The organism is Bremerella sp. TYQ1 (assembly GCF_020150455.1).
GTDB classification, from domain to species: Bacteria; Planctomycetota; Planctomycetia; order Pirellulales; family Pirellulaceae; genus Bremerella; species Bremerella volcania_A.
The window spans coordinates 76424-99607 of the sequence record NZ_CP083740.1 but is presented as its reverse complement, the minus strand read 5'-3'; the positions used below and the strand labels follow the sequence as shown (position 1 = coordinate 99607).

At 51.6% G+C, this 23184-nt stretch carries 17 protein-coding genes and 1 pseudogene; 13 read left to right on the top strand and 5 right to left on the bottom strand.

The annotated features are described in order from the left end of the window. Positions 1-34: 34 nt before the first annotated feature. Positions 35-481, top strand: a complete 447-nt coding sequence (locus tag LA756_RS00375; RefSeq protein ID WP_224437903.1) for a hypothetical protein — start codon at positions 35-37, stop codon at positions 479-481. Between the two features lie 132 nt (positions 482-613). After that, entirely contained in the window at positions 614-3037 is a 2424-nt protein-coding gene (locus LA756_RS00370) for a heavy metal translocating P-type ATPase (protein ID WP_224437902.1), read from the top strand. A 15-nt stretch (positions 3038-3052) separates the two neighbouring features. Here LA756_RS00370 and LA756_RS00365 read toward each other — a convergent pair whose 3' ends face one another. Further along, a complete protein-coding gene (locus LA756_RS00365; protein WP_224437901.1) occupies positions 3053-3625 on the bottom strand; it encodes a MauE/DoxX family redox-associated membrane protein in 573 nt (190 codons plus the stop codon). A gap of 165 nt (positions 3626-3790) precedes the next feature. After that, positions 3791-4216, bottom strand: a complete 426-nt coding sequence (locus LA756_RS00360) for a MerR family DNA-binding protein (RefSeq protein WP_224437900.1) — start codon at positions 4214-4216, stop codon at positions 3791-3793. A 164-nt stretch (positions 4217-4380) separates the two neighbouring features. On the opposite strand from LA756_RS00360, the gene LA756_RS00355 reads away from it, so the two are divergent. The 6 genes from LA756_RS00355 to LA756_RS00330 all read left to right on the top strand — a co-directional run bounded on the left by LA756_RS00355 (position 4381) and on the right by LA756_RS00330 (position 12828). After that, positions 4381-4848 carry a hypothetical protein gene (locus LA756_RS00355; protein WP_224437899.1) on the top strand — a complete coding sequence of 156 codons (468 nt, stop codon included), beginning with the start codon at positions 4381-4383 and terminating at the stop codon, positions 4846-4848. Positions 4849-4952: 104 nt separating this feature from the next. Continuing rightward, positions 4953-5258 carry a hypothetical protein gene (locus LA756_RS00350; RefSeq protein WP_224437898.1) on the top strand — a complete coding sequence of 102 codons (306 nt, stop codon included), beginning with the start codon at positions 4953-4955 and terminating at the stop codon, positions 5256-5258. A 133-nt stretch (positions 5259-5391) separates the two neighbouring features. Beyond that, positions 5392-7431, top strand: coding sequence for an efflux RND transporter periplasmic adaptor subunit (locus LA756_RS00345; protein WP_224437897.1), 2040 nt, complete (start codon positions 5392-5394; stop codon positions 7429-7431). 1 nt (position 7432) lies between these two features. Then, on the top strand, positions 7433-10897 hold the full coding sequence (locus tag LA756_RS00340) for an efflux RND transporter permease subunit (protein WP_224437896.1): 3465 nt from the start codon (positions 7433-7435) through the stop codon (positions 10895-10897). 24 nt (positions 10898-10921) lie between these two features. Further along, a complete protein-coding gene (locus LA756_RS00335; protein ID WP_224437895.1) occupies positions 10922-12157 on the top strand; it encodes a permease in 1236 nt (411 codons plus the stop codon). A gap of 395 nt (positions 12158-12552) precedes the next feature. Further along, positions 12553-12828: a hypothetical protein gene (locus LA756_RS00330; protein WP_224437894.1), complete on the top strand. Its 276-nt coding sequence runs from the start codon at positions 12553-12555 to the stop codon at positions 12826-12828. A 149-nt stretch (positions 12829-12977) separates the two neighbouring features. Here LA756_RS00330 and LA756_RS00325 read toward each other — a convergent pair whose 3' ends face one another. Beyond that, positions 12978-14570: a serine/threonine-protein kinase gene (locus LA756_RS00325; RefSeq protein ID WP_331468657.1), complete on the bottom strand. Its 1593-nt coding sequence runs from the start codon at positions 14568-14570 to the stop codon at positions 12978-12980. Here LA756_RS00325 and LA756_RS00320 point away from each other — a divergent pair. Further along, a complete protein-coding gene (locus LA756_RS00320; RefSeq protein WP_224440481.1) occupies positions 14532-14714 on the top strand; it encodes a hypothetical protein in 183 nt (60 codons plus the stop codon). The two genes, LA756_RS00325 and LA756_RS00320, sit on opposite strands and share 39 nt — an antisense overlap. A 128-nt stretch (positions 14715-14842) precedes the next feature. Here LA756_RS00320 and LA756_RS00315 read toward each other — a convergent pair whose 3' ends face one another. Next, entirely contained in the window at positions 14843-15421 is a 579-nt protein-coding gene (locus LA756_RS00315) for an RNA polymerase sigma factor (protein WP_224437893.1), read from the bottom strand. A 317-nt stretch (positions 15422-15738) separates the two neighbouring features. Between LA756_RS00315 and LA756_RS00310 the strand changes: the two genes are divergently transcribed. The 4 genes and pseudogenes from LA756_RS00310 (at position 15739) to LA756_RS00295 (ending at position 22142) form a co-directional block, all read left to right on the top strand. After that, positions 15739-16386, top strand: a complete 648-nt coding sequence (locus LA756_RS00310) for a hypothetical protein (protein ID WP_224437892.1) — start codon at positions 15739-15741, stop codon at positions 16384-16386. A 120-nt stretch (positions 16387-16506) separates the two neighbouring features. Further along, the gene (locus tag LA756_RS00305) at positions 16507-18639 is read left to right on the top strand and encodes a caspase family protein (RefSeq protein ID WP_224437891.1); all 2133 of its coding nucleotides are present in this window, start codon (positions 16507-16509) and stop codon (positions 18637-18639) included. A gap of 29 nt (positions 18640-18668) precedes the next feature. Then, positions 18669-19517, top strand: a pseudogene (locus LA756_RS27270) (caspase domain-containing protein); the annotation flags it as partial. Between the two features lie 420 nt (positions 19518-19937). Then, the gene (locus LA756_RS00295; RefSeq protein WP_224440480.1) at positions 19938-22142 is read left to right on the top strand and encodes a hypothetical protein; all 2205 of its coding nucleotides are present in this window, start codon (positions 19938-19940) and stop codon (positions 22140-22142) included. A 91-nt stretch (positions 22143-22233) separates the two neighbouring features. On the opposite strand, the gene LA756_RS00290 is transcribed toward LA756_RS00295, so the two are convergent. Further along, the gene (locus LA756_RS00290; protein WP_224437890.1) at positions 22234-23148 is read right to left on the bottom strand and encodes a cation diffusion facilitator family transporter; all 915 of its coding nucleotides are present in this window, start codon (positions 23146-23148) and stop codon (positions 22234-22236) included. Between the last annotated feature and the right edge of the window lie 36 nt (positions 23149-23184).

The following is a 23184-nucleotide window of genomic DNA, read 5'->3' as shown; positions in this document are numbered from 1 at the left end:
GCAAATTGTCGCTAGTTAGAAAGGAAAAGCTTTGATGAAAACGTTAATCATGATCGCCGTATTACTGGTTACCTCGTCAGCCGTTTCCGCACAGGCACAAGAGCTGTCGGAACATGATAAGATCCACATCGCGGTGCAGGATATCTGCCCGATCTCCGGCCAAAAGCTTGGTTCGATGGGAACACCGATTAAGGTGAAAGTCGGTGAAGAGCTTATCTACGTGTGCTGCAAAGGTTGCTTGCAGCAACAAGTCAAACCGGAACACTGGGCAACCATTCACAACAACTTCGCCGAGGCCCAAGGTATTTGCCCCGTGATGGAAAACAAGCTGTCGCCCAAGGCAAAATGGACAATCGTAGAAGGTCAAATCTTCTATGTCTGTTGTCCTCCGTGCACGGAGAAGATCGCCAAAGATCCAAAAGCTTATCTGAAGAAGCTCGACGAACTCTACCTGGCATCACTTCGTGCTCGCCAGAAGTAAATTCCTAAGTCGTACAATTCACCTCGCAACATCCTTGTGATTAGCGAGGTGAAGTACGGCATCTAGCGAATGAAATGGATAGTTCATCGCGTATCTAGTAGTAAAACACGCAACATCTCGAAGGGTAGAACAATGGCGATCGATCCAGTATGTGGTATGAAGGTCGATGAAGCGACAGCTCTATCGTCTGAAAAGGATGGCCAGAGGTTCTACTTTTGCAGTGAGAATTGCCTACAGAAGTTTTCTTCGCAAGAAGCGGACACGCAATCGGATGATTTACACAAACCGTCCGATGAGCATCATCGGCTTAGTCGATCACAAAAGCCAAAGTACATCTGCCCTATGTGCAAAGGCGTCGAAAGCGAAGAGCCGGGCAATTGCCCAAAATGCGGGATGGCATTAGAGCCTGTCCAGCCACTCAAGGTCACCCAAAGTATGATCTACACCTGTCCGATGCATCCACAGATCGAACAGGATCATCCTGGCCAATGCCCAATTTGTGGCATGGAGCTTGAACCCAAATCTGCGACTCTTGAGTCAGAGGAGGATGACTCAGAATTGAACGATATGACTCGTCGTTTCTGGGTAGCAGCCGTATTGGCAGTTCCAGTGCTTCTCCTGGCTATGTTACCTATGGTTGGAGTGCCTGTTCAGAAATGGTTGGGCGCGTCCGCCTTCTCTTGGTTTCAGTTGGCATTGAGTACGCCAGTCGTCCTTTGGGCAGGGTGGCCGTTCTTTGTCCGAGGATGGCGTTCAATCGTCACCTGGTACCTCAATATGTTCACGCTAATTGCCATAGGTACTGGTGCGGCCTATTTTTACAGCCTTTTCGCAGTCTTATTTCCCCATCTCATTCCAGATGACTTCAAACACCAGGGACAGGTAGAACTTTATTTTGAAGCTGCTGCAGTCATTATTACCCTCGTACTTTTGGGACAAGTTCTCGAACTTCGGGCACGTCGACGAACAAGTGGTGCCATCAAAGAGTTGTTATCGCTTGCACCTCCAACGGCCCGAGTCGTTCGTGATGGGCAGGAGACTGAGGTCTCCTTGGACGACGTCCACTCCGGCGATTTAATTCGCGTTAGGCCTGGGGAAAAGGTCCCTGTCGACGGCCGCTTGCGAGAGGGAAGCAGTTCAGTTGATGAGTCGATGATCACCGGAGAACCTATCGCGGTGAAGAAAACACAAGGGGACTCTGTCATCGGAGGAACGGTCAATCAAACAGGCTCATTCCTGATGGAAGCGGAAAACGTTGGCGGAGATACCATGCTTGCCCAAATCGTCGAGATGGTTGCCAGTGCTCAGCGAAGTCGGGCCCCGATTCAGAAAATTGCGGATAGCGTGGCAGGCTATTTTGTGCCAGCGGTGGTGCTGATCGCGATTCTCACGTTCGTTGTTTGGGCCACCTTTCAACCTAAACAACCAGCTCTTTCGTGGGCACTGGTCAATGCGGTAGCCGTATTGATTATCGCCTGCCCTTGTGCCTTAGGATTGGCGACTCCTATGTCGATCATGGTCGGTGTCGGCCGTGGCGCGAAAGAAGGAGTGCTTATAAAAGATGCTGAAGTTTTAGAAACCCTAGAAAAAGTCGACACACTTGTGGTCGACAAGACAGGTACACTTACCGAAGGAATGCCCAAGCTTACTCGCTATTTAGCCGCCGAAAGTATCGACCAAGATGAAATGCTGCGGCTGGCAGCTTCCGTTGAAACAAACAGTGAACATCCCCTTGCTCATTCTGTGACTAATGGCGCCCGGGAAAAGCACTTGCAGTTAGTACCAGTAACCGACTTCAACTCCATTACTGGTGGCGGCGTTTATGGTACCGCTAGTGGCCGAAAAGTGCTCATAGGAAAACGCTCTCTTTTAGAAGAGCAAAACATTTCTGGCCTAGATCAATTGGATAGAGAAGCAAATGAATTGCAGCATCAGGGAAGCACGGTGATGTTCGTTGCCATCGACGGGGTGTTCGCTGGCCTGATTGCTGTCTCGGATCCCATCAAAGCATCTACTCCAGAAGCCGTGAGAACGCTCCATGCGTTAGGGCTTGAAGTCATGATGCTGACTGGTGACAACGCGAAAACAGCAAAACATGTTGCCGAGAAGCTAGGAATTGACTCCTTTGAAGCTGGCGTTCGCCCCGAGGACAAACATGCTCGAATTCAATCGCTTAAGTCCCAAGGTCGTATTGTGGCCATGGCAGGTGACGGGATCAACGACGCTCCCGCGTTGGCAGAAGCGAATGTCGGCATTGCCATGGGAACAGGAACGGATGTGGCAATTGAATCGGCTGGAGTGACCCTCGTAAAGGGTGATCTACGAGGGATTGTCCGAGCCATTCAACTTAGTCGACACACCATGACCAATATTCGACAGAATCTGTTTTTCGCACTTGTTTACAACGCTCTCGGAGTGCCCGTAGCCGCTGGGATCTTGTATCCAATCTCCGAACATCTTCTGCTCAACCCAATGATCGCCGCCGCGGCCATGAGTTTTAGCTCGGTTTCGGTTATTGGAAATGCCCTGCGACTAAGGACAACTCAATTGAAATGACAATTCAAGCCACTTCTATATGCGGTTTGTTGCCAGATTTAACATTATGGCAGCCATGAGCAACATTGCTGAATTCTCGACAATTGTCACTACGGACATCGGCAAGTTAAACACGGTGCCCAGGCATGCACACTGAATGGGCTTTCGATTACGAACAGCTGCGATCACTCCGACCAGGCCGATACCCATCACCGCGATCGTCAATCCGTTGGCCAATAGCGGAAACGCCTGGGACAGATACAAGATCCCTAGCCCCAGCTCCACAAATGGGTAGGCCACTGCATAGCCGTGCCATCGCTTGGCCACGACATCGTAGGCTTGAAACGCTTCCGCGAAAGCAGTCACGTTCAAAAGTTTGAAAAAGGCAAACCCGACAAAGAAGAACCCCATAAAGTGGTTCATGGCGCGAATCCACGCGAACTGGCCAATGGCGAATTCAGTAAATAGCGTTACTCCCAGGATGTATGCCACCACTAACAATAGTGGACGATAGGTGGACAGCTTGAACTTCGACGCTTCTTTTGTATCTGGTTTCTCGGTGACAATCTCCTGTGCGGAGAAGCCTGCCTGCTGAAATAACTCCAGCACGCGAGTCTTTTCCGCGATGCTATTCAGTTGAACTCGGACGAGTTTTCGTGGATCGGCGAGATCGGACGACCATTGTTGAATGGTCGGTTCTGCATCGAGGTATGGTTTCAGCTTGCTAAGGCAACTTCCGCATCGTAAATTGCTTTGATAAACAACTTCCATCGGTTACGACTCCAAAGACTGTGGGTGATGTTTGCGATTTGCCAATGCCTCGATGATGGGACACCCTTCCATCGGACCATGCCCAGAGCACTGCTCGACCAGGTGCCCAAGTGACTCTTGCATTCTTTGTAAGTCCGTAATCTTCTCGCGAATCTCTTCTACCTTCTGAGTAGCGAACTGCTTAGCCGCCTTCCGGTCCGCTTGGGGAGTGTCGGCAAAGCTCAACAACTCCAGAATCTCAGCCAACGTGAATCCCAATTCCTGGGCACGTTTGATGAAATGGATCCGCTCGACCGTCTCTGGTGAATATTCACGATAGGTACCTAATGCCTTGGGCCGCGCGATCAAGCCTCGCTTTTCATAAAAGCGAATGGTTTCGACACCGACGCCCGACGCCTTGGCAAGTCTTCCGATCGTAAATCGAGGCATAGCAAAAACTCCTTACACGCATTATCGACCCTGTACTATGGTACGGAGTCAAGCTAAACCTTGCAGGCCGAGTCAATCACGATTCCCAGCGGGACTTAGACGTTGACGCAAGTTGAAGTGCAGCCTAGACTTTGAATATCCCCACTGGGCTAGAGGAAACCGAAGTGATCTCATTTGTGAGCAATTTGGCCGTCTTTTTCGCAGCATTGATGATGCTGACGCAGTCGGTCTGTTTCGCTCACGCTGGCCAGTGTCGCTGTTCGATGACATCGGCATCGGCCTGTCTGACGCAGTGTTGTTGCCATAATCCACGGACGAAAGACGGGGTACCGTCGAGTTGCTCCCACTGCCGATCCGGCTCTTCCTCGACTCCAGATCCTGATCCGTCGCGTGATGACGGGGTTCACACCTCAACAGGGTGCAGTTGCCATCTTTCAAGTCCCGTCCAAGAACAGCCTCTGCCGGTCTCGTCGACGTTGGAGTTTCATGACCTGGCTGACCTGCACTTGGCGACCGTGACTTGCGAGTACGAAGCCGTCTGCTGTCGAACGACCCTTTTTCCTAAGACCGACCGTCCTGCATTGGCCTTAGCGGCTGAGAAGCAGACGGTTCTCTGTGTTTGGCTGACGTAACGACCACGGCGTCGATTCTTTGCTCGGAGCGATCCTCCGATACGTCTGCTACTTCGCCCTAACTGGGCGATCTCAAACACGATTCACCAACGTAGGAAATAACCATGCGTTATCTATTGTTGTCGCTTTGCGCGACCGTTTTGCTCTTGGGCTGCAATCAATCCTCCGGAGACACCCCTGACACGGCCCAAACCGTGAACCAGTACTGCCCCATCATGGGTGGCAAAGTCGCGGCCGACGGCGGGCGTGCCGAGTGGAACGGCAAGGCCGTTGGGTTTTGCTGCCCCGGCTGCAAGCCCAAGTGGGAAGCTCTTTCGGAAGAAGACAAGGCAACCAAGCTTGCGGAAGCAGATGAGCACCCCAATCCTGGTGCCCACGACCATGGTGACCATGATCACCAGCATTCGTAACGTTGTTTAACCAAGGCTTAACTACGTGAATACGAGCGGCTGGCTGGGGCAGTTCCTGGCGCGGTCCAATGCTGGCGACTTGTTCCGGTCCAGCCGCTCTCCCTTGCTTCCCCCTTGCCGATTGGATTTGATCATGGCGAACTCACCTGATCCCCCACAACCTCGGTCCCACTCGATCCGCTGGTGGATGTCGCGTTTAGCTCCGATCGGAACGTTCCTCATCGCTGGGGTCTTACTTATTGTCCTCTTGGGGCTCGCCCAACGCATCGGTTGGATTGGTGCTGGCGACGCCTCCCCATCCGCTGGAGCGAGCGGTGATAGTCAGCAGATCTACACGTGCCCGATGCATCCTCAGATTCGTCAGCCCGGTCCGGGGCGCTGTCCTATTTGTGGGATGGCCTTAGTGCCGGCATCGTCAGGCAGCGCCGATCTCGATCAGTTCGCCATCACGATCGAACCTGCTCAGCGACGCCTCGCCCAAATCAAGACGGCCGCAGTGACGTCTGAGCCCGTCTCAGTCACGCTGGAAACGATTGGATCGATTGAGATCGACGAGAGTCGACAAGCAACCATCGCCGCGTATATCGATGGACGCGTCGAACGACTCTTCGCGGATTATACGGGGGTCGTCGTCGCGAAAGGGGACCACTTGGCCGTGGTCTATAGTCCACAGCTTTATGCAGCCCAGGCCGAGTTTCTCGAAGCTCGAAGTAGTGTCCAACGCACGGAAAACACCTCCCTGGCATCGATCCGTGAAGCCCAGCAAAAGCTACTTGAAAGCTCGCGGCAGAAACTTGTGGAACTGGGCATGACGACCGCACAGCTCGATCAACTTGAGACCTCCAGTAAAGCGGAGTCGCGGCTAACGATTTACGCCCCCATGGGTGGTACTGTCATCGAAAAACTCGCGGAAGAAGGGAAGTATATTTCTTCCGGCGAACCGATCTACCGGATCGCCAATCTGTCGACCGTTTGGCTCATGCTGGAACTCTATCCTGAGGATGCGTCACGTGTTCGCTTTGGACAAGTGGTCAAAGCCGAGCTGACTTCTCGTCCCGGCGAGACTCTTATCGGCCGCGTTGCGTTTGTTGATCCTCGCGTCGACAAGAAGAACCGCACGGTCGGTGTTCGGGTTGAATTCAAGAATGATCAAGGTCAACTACGACCAGGCGACTATGCCGTCGCCAAGATCGAGATCCCCATCGGTCCGCAAGGAGAGATTTACGACGAACAACTCGCCGGCAAGTGGATCAGTCCTATGCATCCACAAATCATTCAAGACCAACCGGGCACCTGTCCTATCTGCGGCATGGACCTCGTTCCCACATCTCGCTACGGATACACCGAGCAGCCGGTCGAGCGGACGGCATCGGTCGTTGTTCCACGCTCTGCCCTCTTGATGGCAGGAGACAATAGCGTGGTCTACGTGGAGACCGAGCCAGGACGGTTCGAGATTCGTACGGTGAAGATCGGTCCGATCCTAAGAGACAAGGCCGTCATCCTGGAAGGAGTGAAGCCAGGCGAACAGGTCGCCACTTCCGGTAACTTCCTGATCGATTCCCAAATGCAATTGGCAGGCAAGCCGAGTCTGATCGACCCGACTCGCTATGAGAAAGAGGGAAACCGCAATACTCCGATGGAATTCGACTCCATCGACATTTCGCCCATCGAAGGGCAGGAAGGGGTCACTCTAGAGGCCGCCTACCAAGCCTACTTCACCATCCAGAGCCAACTCGCTTCGGACAAAAAGCCGTCGCCAGGTGCCGCGTTAACCCTTTACAACGCCGCCATGCAATTAGCCACTTCCGCGCAGCTTGATGACAAGACACGCGAGCGACTGCAAACGATTGCGGATCGTTCTCAGCATCTACATCATCAATCGATCGACGATGCCCGTAAGCAGTTCAAACCGATCAGCCATGCCGTCTTACAACTCGCGACATCCATCCGAGGTTCCCAGGCGAAACAAGAGTTCCACCAGTTCTTCTGCCCCATGGTCAAAGAAGGTGAGGGAGACTGGCTACAAGCCAACGACCGATTGCTAAATCCTTACTATGGAAGCGAAATGCTTCGCTGCGGCGAGCACGTCCGCACGATTCCGCCGGTGATGATATCGAACATGACACCGCATGAAGCACATCAGCACGAGCCCACCAGCGGAGAGGAGCAATAAGATGTTGAGCCACATCATCTCCTTTTGCGTTCGCGAACGCTTGATCATGGTGATTCTGTTGTTCGTGACCATCGGCTTCGGATGGTACTCTGCCCAGCAGGTGCCGATCGACGCCATTCCTAACATCGGCGAAAACCAGGTCATCGTCTTTACGGCCTGGCCCGGTCGTTCCCCTAAAGACATCGAAGACCAGATCACCTACCCCCTCTCGGTTGCCTTACTGGCGGTTCCCGATGCTGAATCGGTTCGCGGAAAAAGCCTTTTTGGTTACAGCTTCGTCCAGGTCACCTTCAAAGACAGTACCGATTTCTACTGGGCTCGTTCACGTGTCCTGGAGCAACTCGGCACGGCTGGGGCGATGCTGCCGGAAGGTGTCGTCCCGACGCTTGGCCCAGATGCCACCGGGCTGGGACAGGTTCTGTATTACACGCTCGATTCTCCAGAAGGAACGAACCTTGCCGAGTTGCGCAGCCTGCAGGACTTCGTCGTGAAATACGAGCTACAGTCGGTGCCTGGAGTCAGTGAAGTTGCCAGCGTGGGTGGATATGTTCGTCAGTACCAAATTGAAATCGACCCGGACCGGCTCCGCTTTCACAACGTTCCGCTCGATCAGTTGGTTGAAGCGGTTCGTAAATCGAACATCGATGTCGGTGCGAAAACCATCGAGTCAGGCGGCATGGAGTTCATTATTCGTGGAAAGGGCTTCATTGGCGCCAATCAAGATACCAGTCAAGCCGTCGAGGACATCGAGAAGACCGTCGTCCGCTCGCAAGATGGTATTCCCCTCCGCGTGCGTGACCTTGGACGCGTACAGTTAGGTCCAGAATTTCGCCGCGGCGCGATCGACCTTAACGGTACCGAAGCGGTCGGGGGTGTCGTCGTGATGCGATTCGGCGAGAACCCGCGCGCGGTCATCGACCGGGTCAAAGCAAAGATCAAGCAGATCGAGCCTAGCCTCAACGGCGTGAAGGTGAACATTGTTTATGACCGAACCGGCCTGATTGATGAGACCATCGCCACACTCACATCCGCCCTGTTTCAAGAGATTCTTATCACAGGTGCGGTGATTCTTCTTTTCTTGCTCCACTTTCGGGCAAGTATCGTGGTGGCCGTATCGCTACCGGTTGCGGTACTGTTAGCGTTTATCGGCATGCATGTTTTTGGTGTCGATGCGAATATCATGTCACTTGCGGGAATTGCCATTGCGATCGGCACCATGGTCGACATGGGAATCATCGTCTCCGAGAGCATCTACGACCAACTGGCCGACTGGGAACGCGACGGTCGGCCCGGCGGCAGTTCCGAAAGGCTTCGTGTCATTAACAAAGCTGCCGGCGAGGTGGCCCCAGCAGTCGTCACAGCGGTGATGACGACAGTCGTGAGCTTCCTACCGGTATTCATGCTCACGGGACGCGACTACAAGCTCTTCGCGCCCCTGGCCTGGACGAAGACATTCGCATTGGTGGCCGCATTGATTGTCGCCGTGACACTTGTGCCGTTCTTAAGCCGAGTCCTGCTACGTTCCAGTCATTCGAGCACCCGGACAAGGTGGATCGGCGCCATTGGCCTTGGCCTGACCGGGATGCTGCTTGGGTTCATGTTCGGCGACACGCTTCAGGACCTGCTCAACATCCCAACTTGGATATCCGTGATATCGGCAGGCCTGCTCCTGGGTATCGTTGGGTATTGGACGCTCGGCGAGAGACTGCGGCCTGTCGATGAAAACCCTGTCAGCCGGATTATCCTATGGGTGTATGAACCGTTACTGCGGTTGTTCCTGGCGCGAAAGGGTGCGTTCCTGGCACTGCCGGCGATGATGATTCTTTTGGGACTTGGTGCTTGGCTCGGACTTCCCACAATCCTGCGTCCCGCGGAAACCGCAAGCAGCTACCTGGGTACTAATCTGAACGGGGTACCGGGATATGTCGATCTGAAGCATACGCTGCCTGGCCTTGAATCAGACGACTGGATCGCCCTGGATGAAGGAAGCTGGTTCTACATGCCCACGCTTTACCCAGCGGCCAGCTTCTCGCAGGCAATGGAAGTGCTTCAGACCCAAGATGCGTTGATCAAAGAAATTCCCGAGGTGCAAAACGTTCTTGGGAAAATTGGCCGAGTGGAGTCCGCCCTGGACCCTGCGCCCGCGGCCATGATCGAAACGTACGTAATGCTCAAGCCAGTCGATCAGTGGCGAGAGGGAATTTCCACCCAGGACATTTGGGAACAAATCAACGCGGTTGCAACCCTACCCGGCGTCACGCCAGCGTCGCCGCTTCAACCGATTGAGGGACGTGTTGTGATGCTGCAAAGCGGCATCAAAGCCTCGATGGCTATTCGGATCTACGGCGACAGCCTTGATGGACTCGCCAACGCATCCATTCAGGTCGCTGACTTCCTGAAAACGCTGCCACAGATCAACGCGGCGACCGTCAATCCCGATATCGTGCTCGGCAAACCCTACGTCGAGTTCGATGTCGATCGGGATACAGCGGCCCGTTATGGCATGTCCACGGCGATGGTGAATCAAGTGATTGAAACGGCCCTGGGGGGTGCCAATGTCACCAAGACGGTCGAAGGGAGAGAACGCTATCCAATTCGCGTGCGGTACGAACGGCAACTCCGAGAGCAACTGTATGCGTTGGACGAACTTCCTGTCGTCACCCAATCCGGCGAAGTCATTCCACTGGCCAATCTGGCCAAGATGAACACCACCTGGGGGCCAGGCGTGATCAATAGCGAAGATGCACGCTTGGTAGCGCACGTTTCGTTCTCTCCGGCAGGATCATTGGGCGATCTGGAAACGGTCGACTCCGTCGAGCAGAGCTTACGTGAAGCGCAACAGAACGGAACACTTTCCCTTCCGGCCGGGTATGCATTGAAGCCGGTAGGATCGTTTCAGAACCAGATCGAAGCCAACCAACGCTTGATGTGGGTGATTCCCCTCGTCATTCTGGTCAACCTGTTCATCATTTACCTGCAATTTCGCCATCTCCCGATCACGTTGGCCGTGTTCGCTGGCATCCCAGTTGCATTCGCTGGGGGCATGATTTGCTTGGCAATCAACTCCGTGGAGATCAACACGGCGGTCTGGGTGGGTTTCATCGCCCTGTTTGGAATTGCGGTCGACGACGGCGTGGTCATGGCCACCTACCTCGATCAGGTCTTTACGCGAAAGCGTTTAGAGACGATTGCCGACATCCGCAACGCGACGGTCGAGGCCGGCATGAAACGGATCCGTCCCTGCTTGATGACCACCTTCACGACAATCATTGCTCTGGTGCCGGTCTTCCTGTCGACAGGGCGTGGCAGCGATGTCGCCAAAGCGATGGCCTGGCCAGTCGTGGGGGGCATGACCGTGGAGCTGCTGACGCTGTTCGTGGTGCCGGTCGTCTTTGCAGGCTTCAAGGAGTTCAAAATGAATCTCGGCATGCATGATCGTCACTGGGCCGGGACCGAAGACAATTAAGCAGCGAAAGGAGCCATCGATCCCATGGATCAATTTCTCAACCAATGGAACGAAGCCGCTTTAACGTCCCTGGGTTTCTTCTGGATGGCGTTCTGGGCTTTCGGTCTGGGTTACGTCATTAGTAGCTGTATCCAAGTTTTCGTTACCAAAGAGCGGATGAAGCAAACCATGGGGCAAGCAGGTCCGAAGTCGGTAGCCTTGGCGACCTTTTTCGGTTTCATCTCCAGCTCCTGCAGTTTCGCGGCACTCTCCACTACGAAGTCTTTGTTCAAAAAAGGGGCAGGCCTGGTTCCTTCGCTGGCGTTTATGTTGGCATCGACGAATCTCGTGATTGAGCTCGGGATTATCATTGCCGTCTTTCTGAGCTGGCAATTTGTCGTCGGTGAGTACGTCGGCGGACTATTGCTCATTCTCGTGATGTGGCTCGTCGTCAAGCTGACGCTTCCTAAATCGCTCGAAGACGAAGCAAGGGACCATGTCGAAGAGGAAGAAGAAAGTCGGGAAGTTCCCAACTGGCGAGAACTATTTACCAGCCGCGAAGGGTGGAAACGGGTTGCCAAGCAGTATTTCATGGAGTGGGGAATGGTCTGGCGAGATGTCACGTTCGGCTTCACCATCGCCGGCATCATCTCCGCATTTGTACCCAACGCCTTTTTCACGACGCTATTCGCCGGAGCCGGCGGCGACTCCGATCCTTCGTTTCTGCAAGTGTTGCTGCAAACCTTGGTCGGACCGGTTGCCGCTTTCTTTACTTTCATCGGCTCGATGGGCAACATACCGCTGGCGACACTCCTGTTGGCCAACGGAGTTAGCTTTGGCGGCATTATGGCATTCATCTTCAGCGATCTGGTCGTGTTTCCCGTCCTCCGCATCAACTCGCAATACTTCGGCTGGAAGATGGCCCTGTACATTCTCGTCGTGCTGCTAATCGCCTTGGTCGCGTCTTCCCTTCTCCTGCACTATGGATTTGCAGCGTTCGATCTCTTGCCGGAAACAGCCCAATCGGCCGAGCAGAAATCGCCTTCGGAACGCTTTAAGATCGACTATACATTTTTTCTGAATCTCATTTTCCTGGCCATAAGTGGACTGCTTCTCTGGCTGAAGAACACTCCCAAAGAGCAGTCTGATCACCAGCACCGTGACGAGTCAGGACGGACAAGCTGGTCAGAACGCCTTCTTACGGGACTGGCCTATGCCTCCTTTGTCTGGCTGGGTTTTGGATGGGTTCTAGGGTGGATCGTTTCGATCACAGGTACTTAGTGGTGTATTGTATTCTGGCGTAGGACGCTAACAACGAATTTGCGATCCCCGGGAAAGATACTGGCGTAAATTTGCAGTCGGTTGACATAGAGTCGATAGCAAAGCCCATGTCGAGGCTCATGCGTTGAGGGGAGAAGGCAGTATGTCACCAGTTCGGAACAATCCGTACTTGGGGAATAACACTCGTGTTAGCGAAATCCCGTTCTTCAGCAATTTTATGCTTTCTCTCGCGAACCAATCGATTTTACCGGTAGCGTTTCGGACTGCATGAGAAAAAGCGAACTGAATTTTGTCCGCCGGCCGAAAAGAATGCGTTTAGCTCAGTGAACCGAATGGATCCGATCTATGGGGGACGTGATCCAGGTTTTGGATTTCGCTAAAGAAGGAGTTCGTTCATGTCTCGCTCGATCCTGATGAAATTGTCCGCATTTGTCGCCTGCGTGTTGTTGTTGGTTTCCAGTTCCACCGTTTCCGCTGGTCACTACCACGGACATTCTGGAAATCATGGCCCAGGTTACTCGCACGGTTGGAACTCGAGTTGGTATACGCCGACCTGGCACAATACGAGCCACTACCACTACCATCCTGGTGGATATCAGCGTCATGGCAATCATTACCACTACACGCCAGGGCACTACGATCTGCATCGCACGGGTCACTTCCACTGGTAAGAGTTAACCACGTTTGTTTAAGTTCAAAAGGCCGCCTTGATTTGGTGGCCTTTTTCCATTTCGAATATTGCCGCCCCCGGAATGAAACGAGCGTTAGCGAATGATGATCAAAGACGTTAATCGCGGAACAACAAAGTTGCCTACCTCAACTACTCGGCGTGAAAGAAGGCAATTGCAGAGAATGTTCCGTTATTGGAAGAGATGGCTTCCTGCATTTTTTCAAGTCGCTGAAGGACTTGCTCATCTGGACTTGGTAGATCTACAGGAGCCCCAAACCCTCTCGTTTCACCCTCCAGCCGTACTCCCTTGTCATCGACGCGAGCGATGGCGTATGGGGAAAGTGGAGGCATCGTGGTTTCAAAGAAGTCCTGCTGTAATAAGTCCTTCAGTGACACAGGGTGATCGCTCGATAGGCAAAGGAATACCAATTCCGTGCCTCGCTCGCCAACAATTGGCACTGCCTTACCTGATTGGGTAGGGAATTGAAGTGTAAATTGTTTTGGTTGTCGATCGAAATGGCATAGTTCCGTCAATCGCCCTTCGCTAGAAAGTGCAAAAAGGGTCCCAAACTGTTCAGGGGGAATAGGAGCTGTGACTCGAAGTTGATCACCATTTTTGAGGGGCGTCCTCTCCAATAAATTGACGAATCTTCCCGAGTGGAACACCTCTACGCTAAGAGGGGCTGCTTGAGCATACGGTACTGGGGACAATTCACCTGACTTGGGCACGTCTCTGCCGAAAAACATCCAGACGCCCAGAATTGCAAGTAGCGGAACCAATGCACCAAGAGAAAAAAGGGCCCTACGCTTCGTCCGTTCGGCCCTCTTTGCGTAAGCATCAAGGGAATCGGCCAATTCCGTACAGTTGCGATACCGACTCTCCATTTCTGACTGCAAAGCCGTATCGATAATGGTTTGGATATGCTTCGAAATCGTGGATTGCTTTAGTGCTTTCCGATCCCATCGACCTTCACGTGCCGACTCAAGATTCTCCAAAAAGCCGTCTTCTACGTAGGGTGGATGTCCAACAACCGAGTAATATAGAACTGCCCCGAGCGAAAATACATCACACTGCGGCCCGATCAGATCAGCCTTTCCATGGGCATGTTCGGGCGACATATACGCGATCGTGCCTCGCAAGCTGCCTGATTCATATTCAGGTGCCTCTTGCATTGCATTTTCCGATACAGCTAGACCAAAATCGATTAAGACAGGCTCGTCTGTCTCGTCAATTACGATATTGCGAGGCTTGATATCAAGATGTGTTATTCCCATTCGATGTGCCGTCCCCACTGCCCCAGAAATCTTAGCGATCAACGCGGCGATCTCCATTTGGCTAGGAGACTCCTGGTGAAGGTAGCTGTCGAGCGTTCTGCCGCGGACATATCGACTTACTAGATAGGGTCGTCCCTCGTGAATCCCGACATCGAACACTCTTGCCAAGTTCGGGTGCTCGAGTTGGGCCAAAACCTGCCCTTCTTTTAAGATCTGACTTGGATCAAGTTCTGATGCGTTGACCGGTGTCGTTGAGATCTTAATAGCGACCTCGTTTGCCAAGTCAGGGTGCACGGCGCGAAACACTTCCCCTTGGCTACCACCAGCGATCTTGGAGATCACCGTATACTTACCGATGCGTGGTAGAGGATTAGTGGTGAGTTCATGAGGAGATGAAATAGGAACAGTTTCTGTTTCCGATAGCTCGACATGCTGGAGCGCTCGATCAAAGGTGAATTGTCGTTCCAGCAGTTCGGCATATTGCGGAAATCGCTGAATAACTTCCCAAGGATCACTCCGATTCCCAGTGTCGGTCTCGAGTACGAAATGGGCATAGATCAGATCGACGGCAGCTTCTGCATCAGGAGCATCAGCGATGTAGGCTTCGACTGAAGGATGTTCCCCCTGGTCAAACCGCTGTTGTATTTCATTCAGTGATTGGTGGAACCAAGATTGAGAATGTCCAGATCGTCGTGATTTCGATGAGCTTGAGATTTCGGGCCGTTGGTGGGAACGCACTTTCAGAGAACTCCTATTTCTCCCGCGGCTCGATCGAGCGCACGAGACAACCTCTTTCGTAAAGCATCTGCGGACGATCCCAGTTCATCGGCTAACTCTTGCCATGTGAAACCCGACAAACGTTGTTCAGCCATATAGCGATCCTCTGCCGACAGTCGTTCCAGAATCGCATCGGCGATTTCGGAGTTTGCTATTTGCTGGCTTGGCGTCTGAGTTGACGACGCGACATAATTCAATTTGGATTCTTCTTCAAGACGACGTGCGTCTCGTTTATCCGCCTTTTGCCGTCGTGCATGGTCATATAGCTTGTTGCGAGCCATTGTTAGCAACAAGACACGTAGCTGATTGGGATCGCGAATTTCGATCGCTCCGCTACGTACATCAACGAAAAACTTTGAGAGAACGGACTGAGAAACGTCCAAAGAATCGATCCAACGACGAATTTCTGGGGTCGTCAGTCGAACTCGAATAAATCGTCGGACTTCTGATTCGTATTCTTCAACGAGCTGCACAGCCGCGTTGGAATCGCCCGCACGCAATAGGGCAACAAGACGCTCGAACTCAAGGGAAGATTCTGTCATCAGATAGCTTTTCCGATGAAAATCCTTTGATAGTTTTCCGATTTTCGTAAACGATCTGTCCGCTAAACGTCATTTCTGCGTTTAGCCACGGAAGAGGCAAGTAAAACGATTTCGCCTCGCGAGTAATCATCCAAGAAACAAGATTGGTTTTTTATTGTATCCCCCATTGTGGCGGGTTACAATCAAGCCGAAGTTATTAAGCCAAGCTAGATATTTGGTCGTTTCTTGGGCTTTATTTTTTTGCAGCGGCTTAGCCGCAGGGGGAATACCAGATACAAGTTACTCGATTTACGCTCAGTGTGTTGGTGATCATTGGCATGGCAAATGTTGTTTTAGCCGACGACGCGAAGAAAGACCGCGAGACGGTTACGGCGAAGGCTGAAGCTGTCAAACAAGGCAAGCTAGTAGATTTCGCCGGCACGCTTGGCCTCCAGTTCTCATCCATGAACACACTCGGTGAAAAGATTGACACGGCACGTATTGCGTCGAATCCGGTCGATTTGGCAGTCGCCGCCAAGCTTCTTGAATCCGCCGAAACGGCTTCGGGAAAGACCGCGGAAATTACCTCGGAGTCGTTGTACGAAGAAGCCACGAACTTGGCGAAAGAACGAGGCAATCCGGCGGAGCTGCTCACGATTGCAAGCTTGGTCGGCGGTGATTCGGCCAACGACCTTAAAGCAGTCGCCAAAGCAGCCGAACAACAACAAGGCGAAGAGGGCGAAACGACACGAGACTTGAATGGGGACCTTCATATCGATAACCACACCCATTCGGTTTTGCACGTCTATGTCGACGGCCACGAGGTAGGACATATTTACCCACATGGTACGCGTGAATTTCATGTCCATCACTGCTACCACGTTGTTGTTCGTGACGACATGGGACATCGGTGGCACGCGAATTTCCACTACGGGCACTATCACCACTACGACATGGTGATTCATCCGCCACACCATCACCACTAGACCATTTCTCTCGGTCTGACGGATGCATTCATGTTGTTTGAAATCAAAGAGATCCATTCGAATTTCTTCCCGAATGGATCTCTTTTTAATACCTGATACGACCACAAATAGAGACGAACAATGGAAGCCATGCGTTGGATTCTGGCGTGCTCGATATCAATTTTGCTACTCGTATCCACCGCGAATGGCGAAAAACATGCGTTGCTAGTCGGATGTTCAAAGTATCCTAACCATACACGAATCGAGGAGTTGGCAGGGACGGAAAACGACGTTGCGAACTTTCAACAGCTTTTGCGGTCTCACTTCAAATTTGATGAAGTGAGAACCCTTGTCGGGTGGCCCGAAGACGAGAAGGATCGTCCTACCTACGACAACATTTGCCGCGAATTCGAGCAATTGATCGAGCAAACAAATGCCAACGATCAGGTCATGATCTTGATGGCTGGACATGGTTTCCGTTTTCCATTGCCTGAATCACAACAAGATGTCCTAGACCCCGCCAATCCGGAACCAGATGGTTTTGATGAATCCTTTCTGCCGGCCGATTACGAGCCTGGTGGAAGAGTAATTTTGGACAATCAGATTGGCCAATGGCTGGATCGATTCAAGGAACAAGGCGTACATGTATGGATCGTTTTCGATAGCTGTTTTTCCGGAACAATGACCCGCGGTGGTGATGAAGCAGGTTTCCGACGGGTTGATCCCTCGGTTGCTGGCGTTGATCTGCAAGCAATGCGAAATGCAGAACGTAGAGCTGTCAAAGCACGGTCGTCGTACCGGAATTCGGTGAAGCTGAGCGAACTGGATGTGTCACAAAACGAGTCTTCTATTGGGTCAGTTGTCGCATTCTACGCAGCCCAGGACTATGAACCAGCCCCGGAAGTTACTCGACCTGCTGGTGCGGACGAGAAGGATCCGAAATACAAGCATGGATTGTTGTCATTTCATCTTGAGCGTCTCTTACGAGACCAAGGGCACGAATTAAGCTACGCAGCCCTTGGTCGTGCGTTGGTAAGCCGTTACCGGTCCGACGGAAGACGATGGCCTACACCAGCTTGGGAAGGAGACTTGGAACGTCAAGTATTTGGCGTCTCGAATTGGCCAGAGGCAACTGGAATCTACATCGAGAAGGCAGGAGGCCAACTTCATCTGAGAGGCGGTGAACTTGCGGGATTATCCGAAGGTACGATCGTCGGAGTCTACCGACCTTCGGATCACGCTTACACTAAACCGCTTGCGCACTTACGAGTTATGGCAACAACTTCAACGACGGCGTCTGTTGAGTCTATTACCTTTGGAGATACAGCGCAATTCGACAAGCTTAATTCATTGCCCGAGAATTCCGTTTGTCGAATTGTAAGCCGGCCGCTAGGTGAAGGCAGAGTTGCACTTCATGTTAGGACCCGACACACACAAATACTCCAATCCATACGCGATGTAGCGGAGTCTCCTGACGCGGTCTTTTATCTGTCCGACCAAGATAATAATGCAGAATGGGTTTTCATGGACGTGCCAAACATGTCCGACAATGGCACCACCCATCCCGACGCGGTTTTACTTCCAACTTCATCAACTCATTTGTTGGATACCGGCAACGACTATCAGAAGCTACTGGCTGACGAAGGTATTCCTCATGTGTTTTATTCCGCGGACCTTATGGCAAATCCTGATTTTGTTGGAGACCGACTTTCGAAGGATATTAATCGAATTATTGCCTGGCGAAATCTATGGCGACTGGCCGGTGAGTACTCTGCTTCTTCGCCACTTGTAACCAGGCGAGATACGCAGATTGAAGTAAGAAGGTTGGCTAGCCCTTCCGACCACTCTGAAGGTACCGATCTCAATCAAAGTTCTCTTAAAGCCGGTGATACCGTGTTGTTGCGTGTCGTGAATAAGAGCTATGAACCCTATTGGTATGTAGTTTTTTTTCTGAATAAACGATGTGGTATTCAGCATGTTACCACCGACACAATCCGTGGTCGCAACTATCAAGTCAAGTCCGAGGATGCTGTACGGGAAGATGTCCTGCGTTTTGCCATCAACGAAGAATGCAAGGGGACCAATGGCTTCGTCGTAATCGCCGTCTCAGTCGAAGAACACCCCAATCGACCGAATTACGCACTCATCAGCCAAGATGGGCTCGGCTCGCCGACGAGGTGGATGAATAGACACTCACAAACGCTTCACATTACCAAGGCAGTGCAAGAATTTTTCGCCGAACTCTCAATTCACAAAAGTTTCGGTTGTTGCTAGGAACACCGCCTTTTAGCATGTGAGTAAGGATGTTCAGGCCAGATAAGTATCGAAATGAGATAACGATGCACCATTCAACACACCCTTACCTCCGACTACTTTTTGCGTTGACATTGCTGACCAGTTTAGCAGCAACCACTGGGGCACAAGGGCTCGAAGGCCTGGATGTTTTGAAACGTGGCGATAGCAAAGGCCGCAACTGGGCAATACTAGTTGGTGTCAATTACTCATCGCGTCAGGGCGAACTCGAGTCGGAACCCGAGAACGCTCGTGCTTTGCCGGAATTGAAGAACGCGGCTAATGATGCCCTAAACTTAGCCGACGTCCTGACGAAGTACTATCAATACGAAGAGCAGAACGTAATTGTGCTGGCGGACAGGCCAAGCACAGCGGAGTCCAAGTTGCCGACCAAGCTGAATATCGACCAGGCCTTGCAGGTCGTGCGACGGCAAGCCACCAAGGACGATACATTTCTATTCTTCTTTGCTGGTCATGGACTCAAATATGAAAATGCATCTACTGGTGGCAATAATGTCGCCATTCTGGCATTAGATGTGGAATTGAAGCAGGGCAAGCCGCGCGGAAATACGTTCGATCTGCCCTTTGGACTTGTCGACGAGTTAGATTTCATTCAGGCCGACAAGAAGTTGATTGTTCTCGATTGCTGCTATTCAGGCGAGATTTTCAATCAACAGCGAGGGCGAATTTCGTTTCAGCCGACAAGCACGTCCGGAAATCGCAATGACGAAAAGCTTCAGTCAATGCCTACGTTTCAGGCACTAGCTTCGTGCCGCGCAAGTGAACTGGCTTCGGATGGAAGTGGCGGAAACTCTCGTTTTACAACTGCATTGCTCCAGGGGCTTCGGCGAATTCCAGCCCAATATGAAAATCAGAACGTCAATGTCCACCAATTGCTTGATTACGTTGATACATTTTTGGGCGAAGATCAACGACCCGATTGTCGAAATCTGATCGACATGGAAGGAGAGTTTTGTTTTCTACCGGACAAAGATGCTGACTTCAGTCGCTTTTTAATGCCAGAGCGCGAGGAGGCATACCTACGAAGCATGGTCGTGAGTCGGCAGGGTAGTTGGTGGTTCAATGAGATGCCTTGGTTTATCCCGAGCGTACGGGCGGAAATGATCGAAGTCTACGATCAACATCGCGTTGTTCGTCGTGGAAACGAACTCGCGGATCTGTTGGACCACGGAAATTTGCGTAAGGCCGCGGACGCAGTCTTCAATCGTGGAAAGCATCGAACATCGCCAATTGAGAAGTTGAGGCATGATCATGCTCGAATGCTTTTTGAGGCTGACAGTGCCAAGAAGCTTAAAGATGCGTTAGACCAAATCGAGTTTGACTTCGACTGCGTCATCTCAGCGAATAAGGACAATATCAATCAAACGGATGAAGCTCCTAAAAGAGCCAACACTCCTACGTACGATGGGATCACTCCATCGCTTCCTGTGATGCCTTCGAGTCAAGACCTAAAGGCCGTTGACTTTCATTTACTAGCGGTCGTCAAGCATTCCTTGGGAAAGCCAGATGCCGAGACGTTCTACAAACAGGCGCTTGAAAAGTACGAGGGCAAAGACAAGTCTGAATCACACCGTTCATCTTCCAACGACTCCGACGACAAGAAGGACGTTGTCAACTATTCCGAGAAGATCCTAAACGCAATATGCTTAGTTGACTATGGGGAGTTGCTTCAGGGCCCTTTGAACAAGAACAAGCTTGCAGCCGACCAGTATCGATCGGCGCGAAAGGAGATTTCCTTGCTGGAAGCGACGGGCGACCAGCAAGACTACACCATGTTCTTCGAAGTGTTTTGCCTCTGTCGTGAAGCAGATGCTTGGTTGAATATAAATCGGTGGAAGCAGGCAAACGAACTCCTGGATAAGGCGAAGTTAATCGCTGACGGAGATGAAAAAAACAAGTCGCCAGTCGCCGGTCACTTCCTTGCAGCACATGTCTACCGACGAGATGCATGGTCAAAGATGATCCAGTGGCACATCAAAGAGGCTATCTGTTCATTCAATATCTCTAATCAAATTCTGACTCATCAATTCCGTTTAGAACAGCAAAGGTCATCTATCGATTCTGACGAACTCGATGCAAATGAAAATACACTCAATTCTTTTGCCATTGATAAGTCAAGTGCCTGCGATCCTGATGAACCGTTTGATGATACGCTCTTCAAGCAATCTCGAGACTATGCATCCAAGGTCGCCTATTTACATAATTTGCATGGTATCGCCATGGCCCGAAGATTCGAAGGAGATTCAATCGCAGCAAGTAAAGATTACCGGCAACTCGTTGATGACGTCGAAACGGCATTTACTCAGTTCCGTAGCGAGTCGGCGGATGCAGACATTGAACTGCAGTTCATCCAGCGTTGCATTAATACTCAGGAACGATTGGGAGACTGTAATCTTTTTGGTAATCCAGCATCTCGAGATCTACGCGAAGCGGTTGACGATTATCGAAGGGCCATGATGCGGGTTCACTTGACCGCAGAAACGGATCGTGATCGATCCGCCGCGGTCTTGCTCTATAAACAGGCCCTTGCATTAAGCCTGCCGTCTCAGATTACCGATTTCGGAATGGCTAACGAGATGTGCTTGCGGGCAGACAAGGTTTATGAGATCGAGAAAGTAGGCGCAGGTGGTCTATTTGATTCGCTCGGATCGCTTGCAACTCCCGTTGTTCAGGCGTGTCAGGCCGCGGCGTCGAATAGCGTGGAGTCTTCCGAAGCACAGGAGCGATTACGAGAAAGTATCTTGGCTTATCGTGACAAAATCGGCACGACACCTCACCGCGATCAACTTGAAATGTGTCTGTTTGCCTCGAAAGTATTGCTCGAGAACTCTGGTGAAAGATCACACTATCAGTTGCTCGCCGACGCCGATCTTCTGCTTAGCTTCTGTCGCTTGGCGTTACAGCCATACGGGGCCAACACGACAGAAGATCAATTCGGCAATGCCACGGTATCTGACTCGGTTAGATATCTTCGTCCCTATTTTGACACGGCGATGAGAGCCAAAATGAAGTTGGGCGACTCTTTCGTCAAGGAACTAATTCAGATTCAAGCTGAGGCAACACGTGGCGAATTGGACGTAAAAGATGCGGAAATCCGACCTGTTCTTAGCCTGTATTCATTCGAGGACGAAGTGTTCTTGTTGGTCGACATTCCCAACGGAACAAGCAAGTGCATATCCTTGGCAGAGAACTACTACAATGTTGACCGAATTAAGGAGGCGTGCGAGCCAGGCAAACAACTGGCCCTGCCCAAGGAAATCGCAGCCCAATTGGAGAATTGGTCAAAAAGAAACTCGGACGAAAGCAACTCAATAACGGCAGATTGTCGTTGGGTTGACCCCGTGCGAGGATTTCATTCCGTAGTACGAAAGTCTCGAAAAGAAATCGATCGGGAGACGGATGAGATCAAGATCGTTTACGAAGTAGCCAAGACTGACGCCAAGTTTCCTTTTGCAACTCCATAATCTCGATTCTCCAAGCGTCCGACAATGTCCGAATAGAAACGGCTGTTGCATTGCCATGGCGCTAATAATAGTCAAGCCAATATGCCATACCTTATCGGTCATCGATTTCTAAGGTGGAATGTGAAATTCGATACTGCTCTGCCGTTACATTGCGAACCCTAGATTTCACTTGTTCGTGGTTGAGGCTCTTTGCAACATCCAACGCTAGATGAGCTTCAATCCCAGCGTGGTTTTCATCGATTTGCCAGACGTGAACGTGGCGAACATCAGCGACGCCTTCCACCGACTCGATTGAAGCAATCAACTCGGGTATCTGAATCCAGGGGGGCGTGCCATTCATCAGAATGCGGACTGCTTGCGGGAGCATCTGAATTACTTGATACAATACATACCCTGCGATCATCAACGTGATCAGGGGATCAATCCAGTACCATTCCCAGAGCAATATTGCAATCGATCCCAAAAGTACGCCTATCGATCCAATCGCGTCGACAATATTGTGAACGAATGCCGCTCGAACATTTAGGGATCCTTTGCTCATTGACCACAACATCCAAGCCGTCGCAAAATCAATGACGATTGCCAGAATGGATGTAATTGCCATTAGCCGACCTTCGATTGGCTCGGGAGTGACAAAACGACTAATGGCTTCTGAGACCAAATAAAGCCCGATGGCAGCCAGTAGGGTGAGGTTGATCATCGCACCAACTACCTCGGCGCGACCATATCCAAATGTGAATTTGTCATCGGCTTTCCTTCGTGAGAATCGCCGAGCAATGTAGGCAATTAGTAAGGCATTGGCATCGTTAAAATTATGGGCAGCGTCGCCAAGCAAGGCGACACTGCCGCTAATGATCCCGGCAGCAACTTGTGCCACAGTGAGCAGTTGATTAATCACAACTGCCCAAAGAAGACGTCCATCGCTCACTCCACGAAGTTCTTCACCCTGGGTCAGCCCATGGGCTTGGCCGTGACGGTGCTCTGAATTGCCAATGCGTTCGGTCATAGTTACCTATTTGTTGACTTCAACGAAATGGAATCA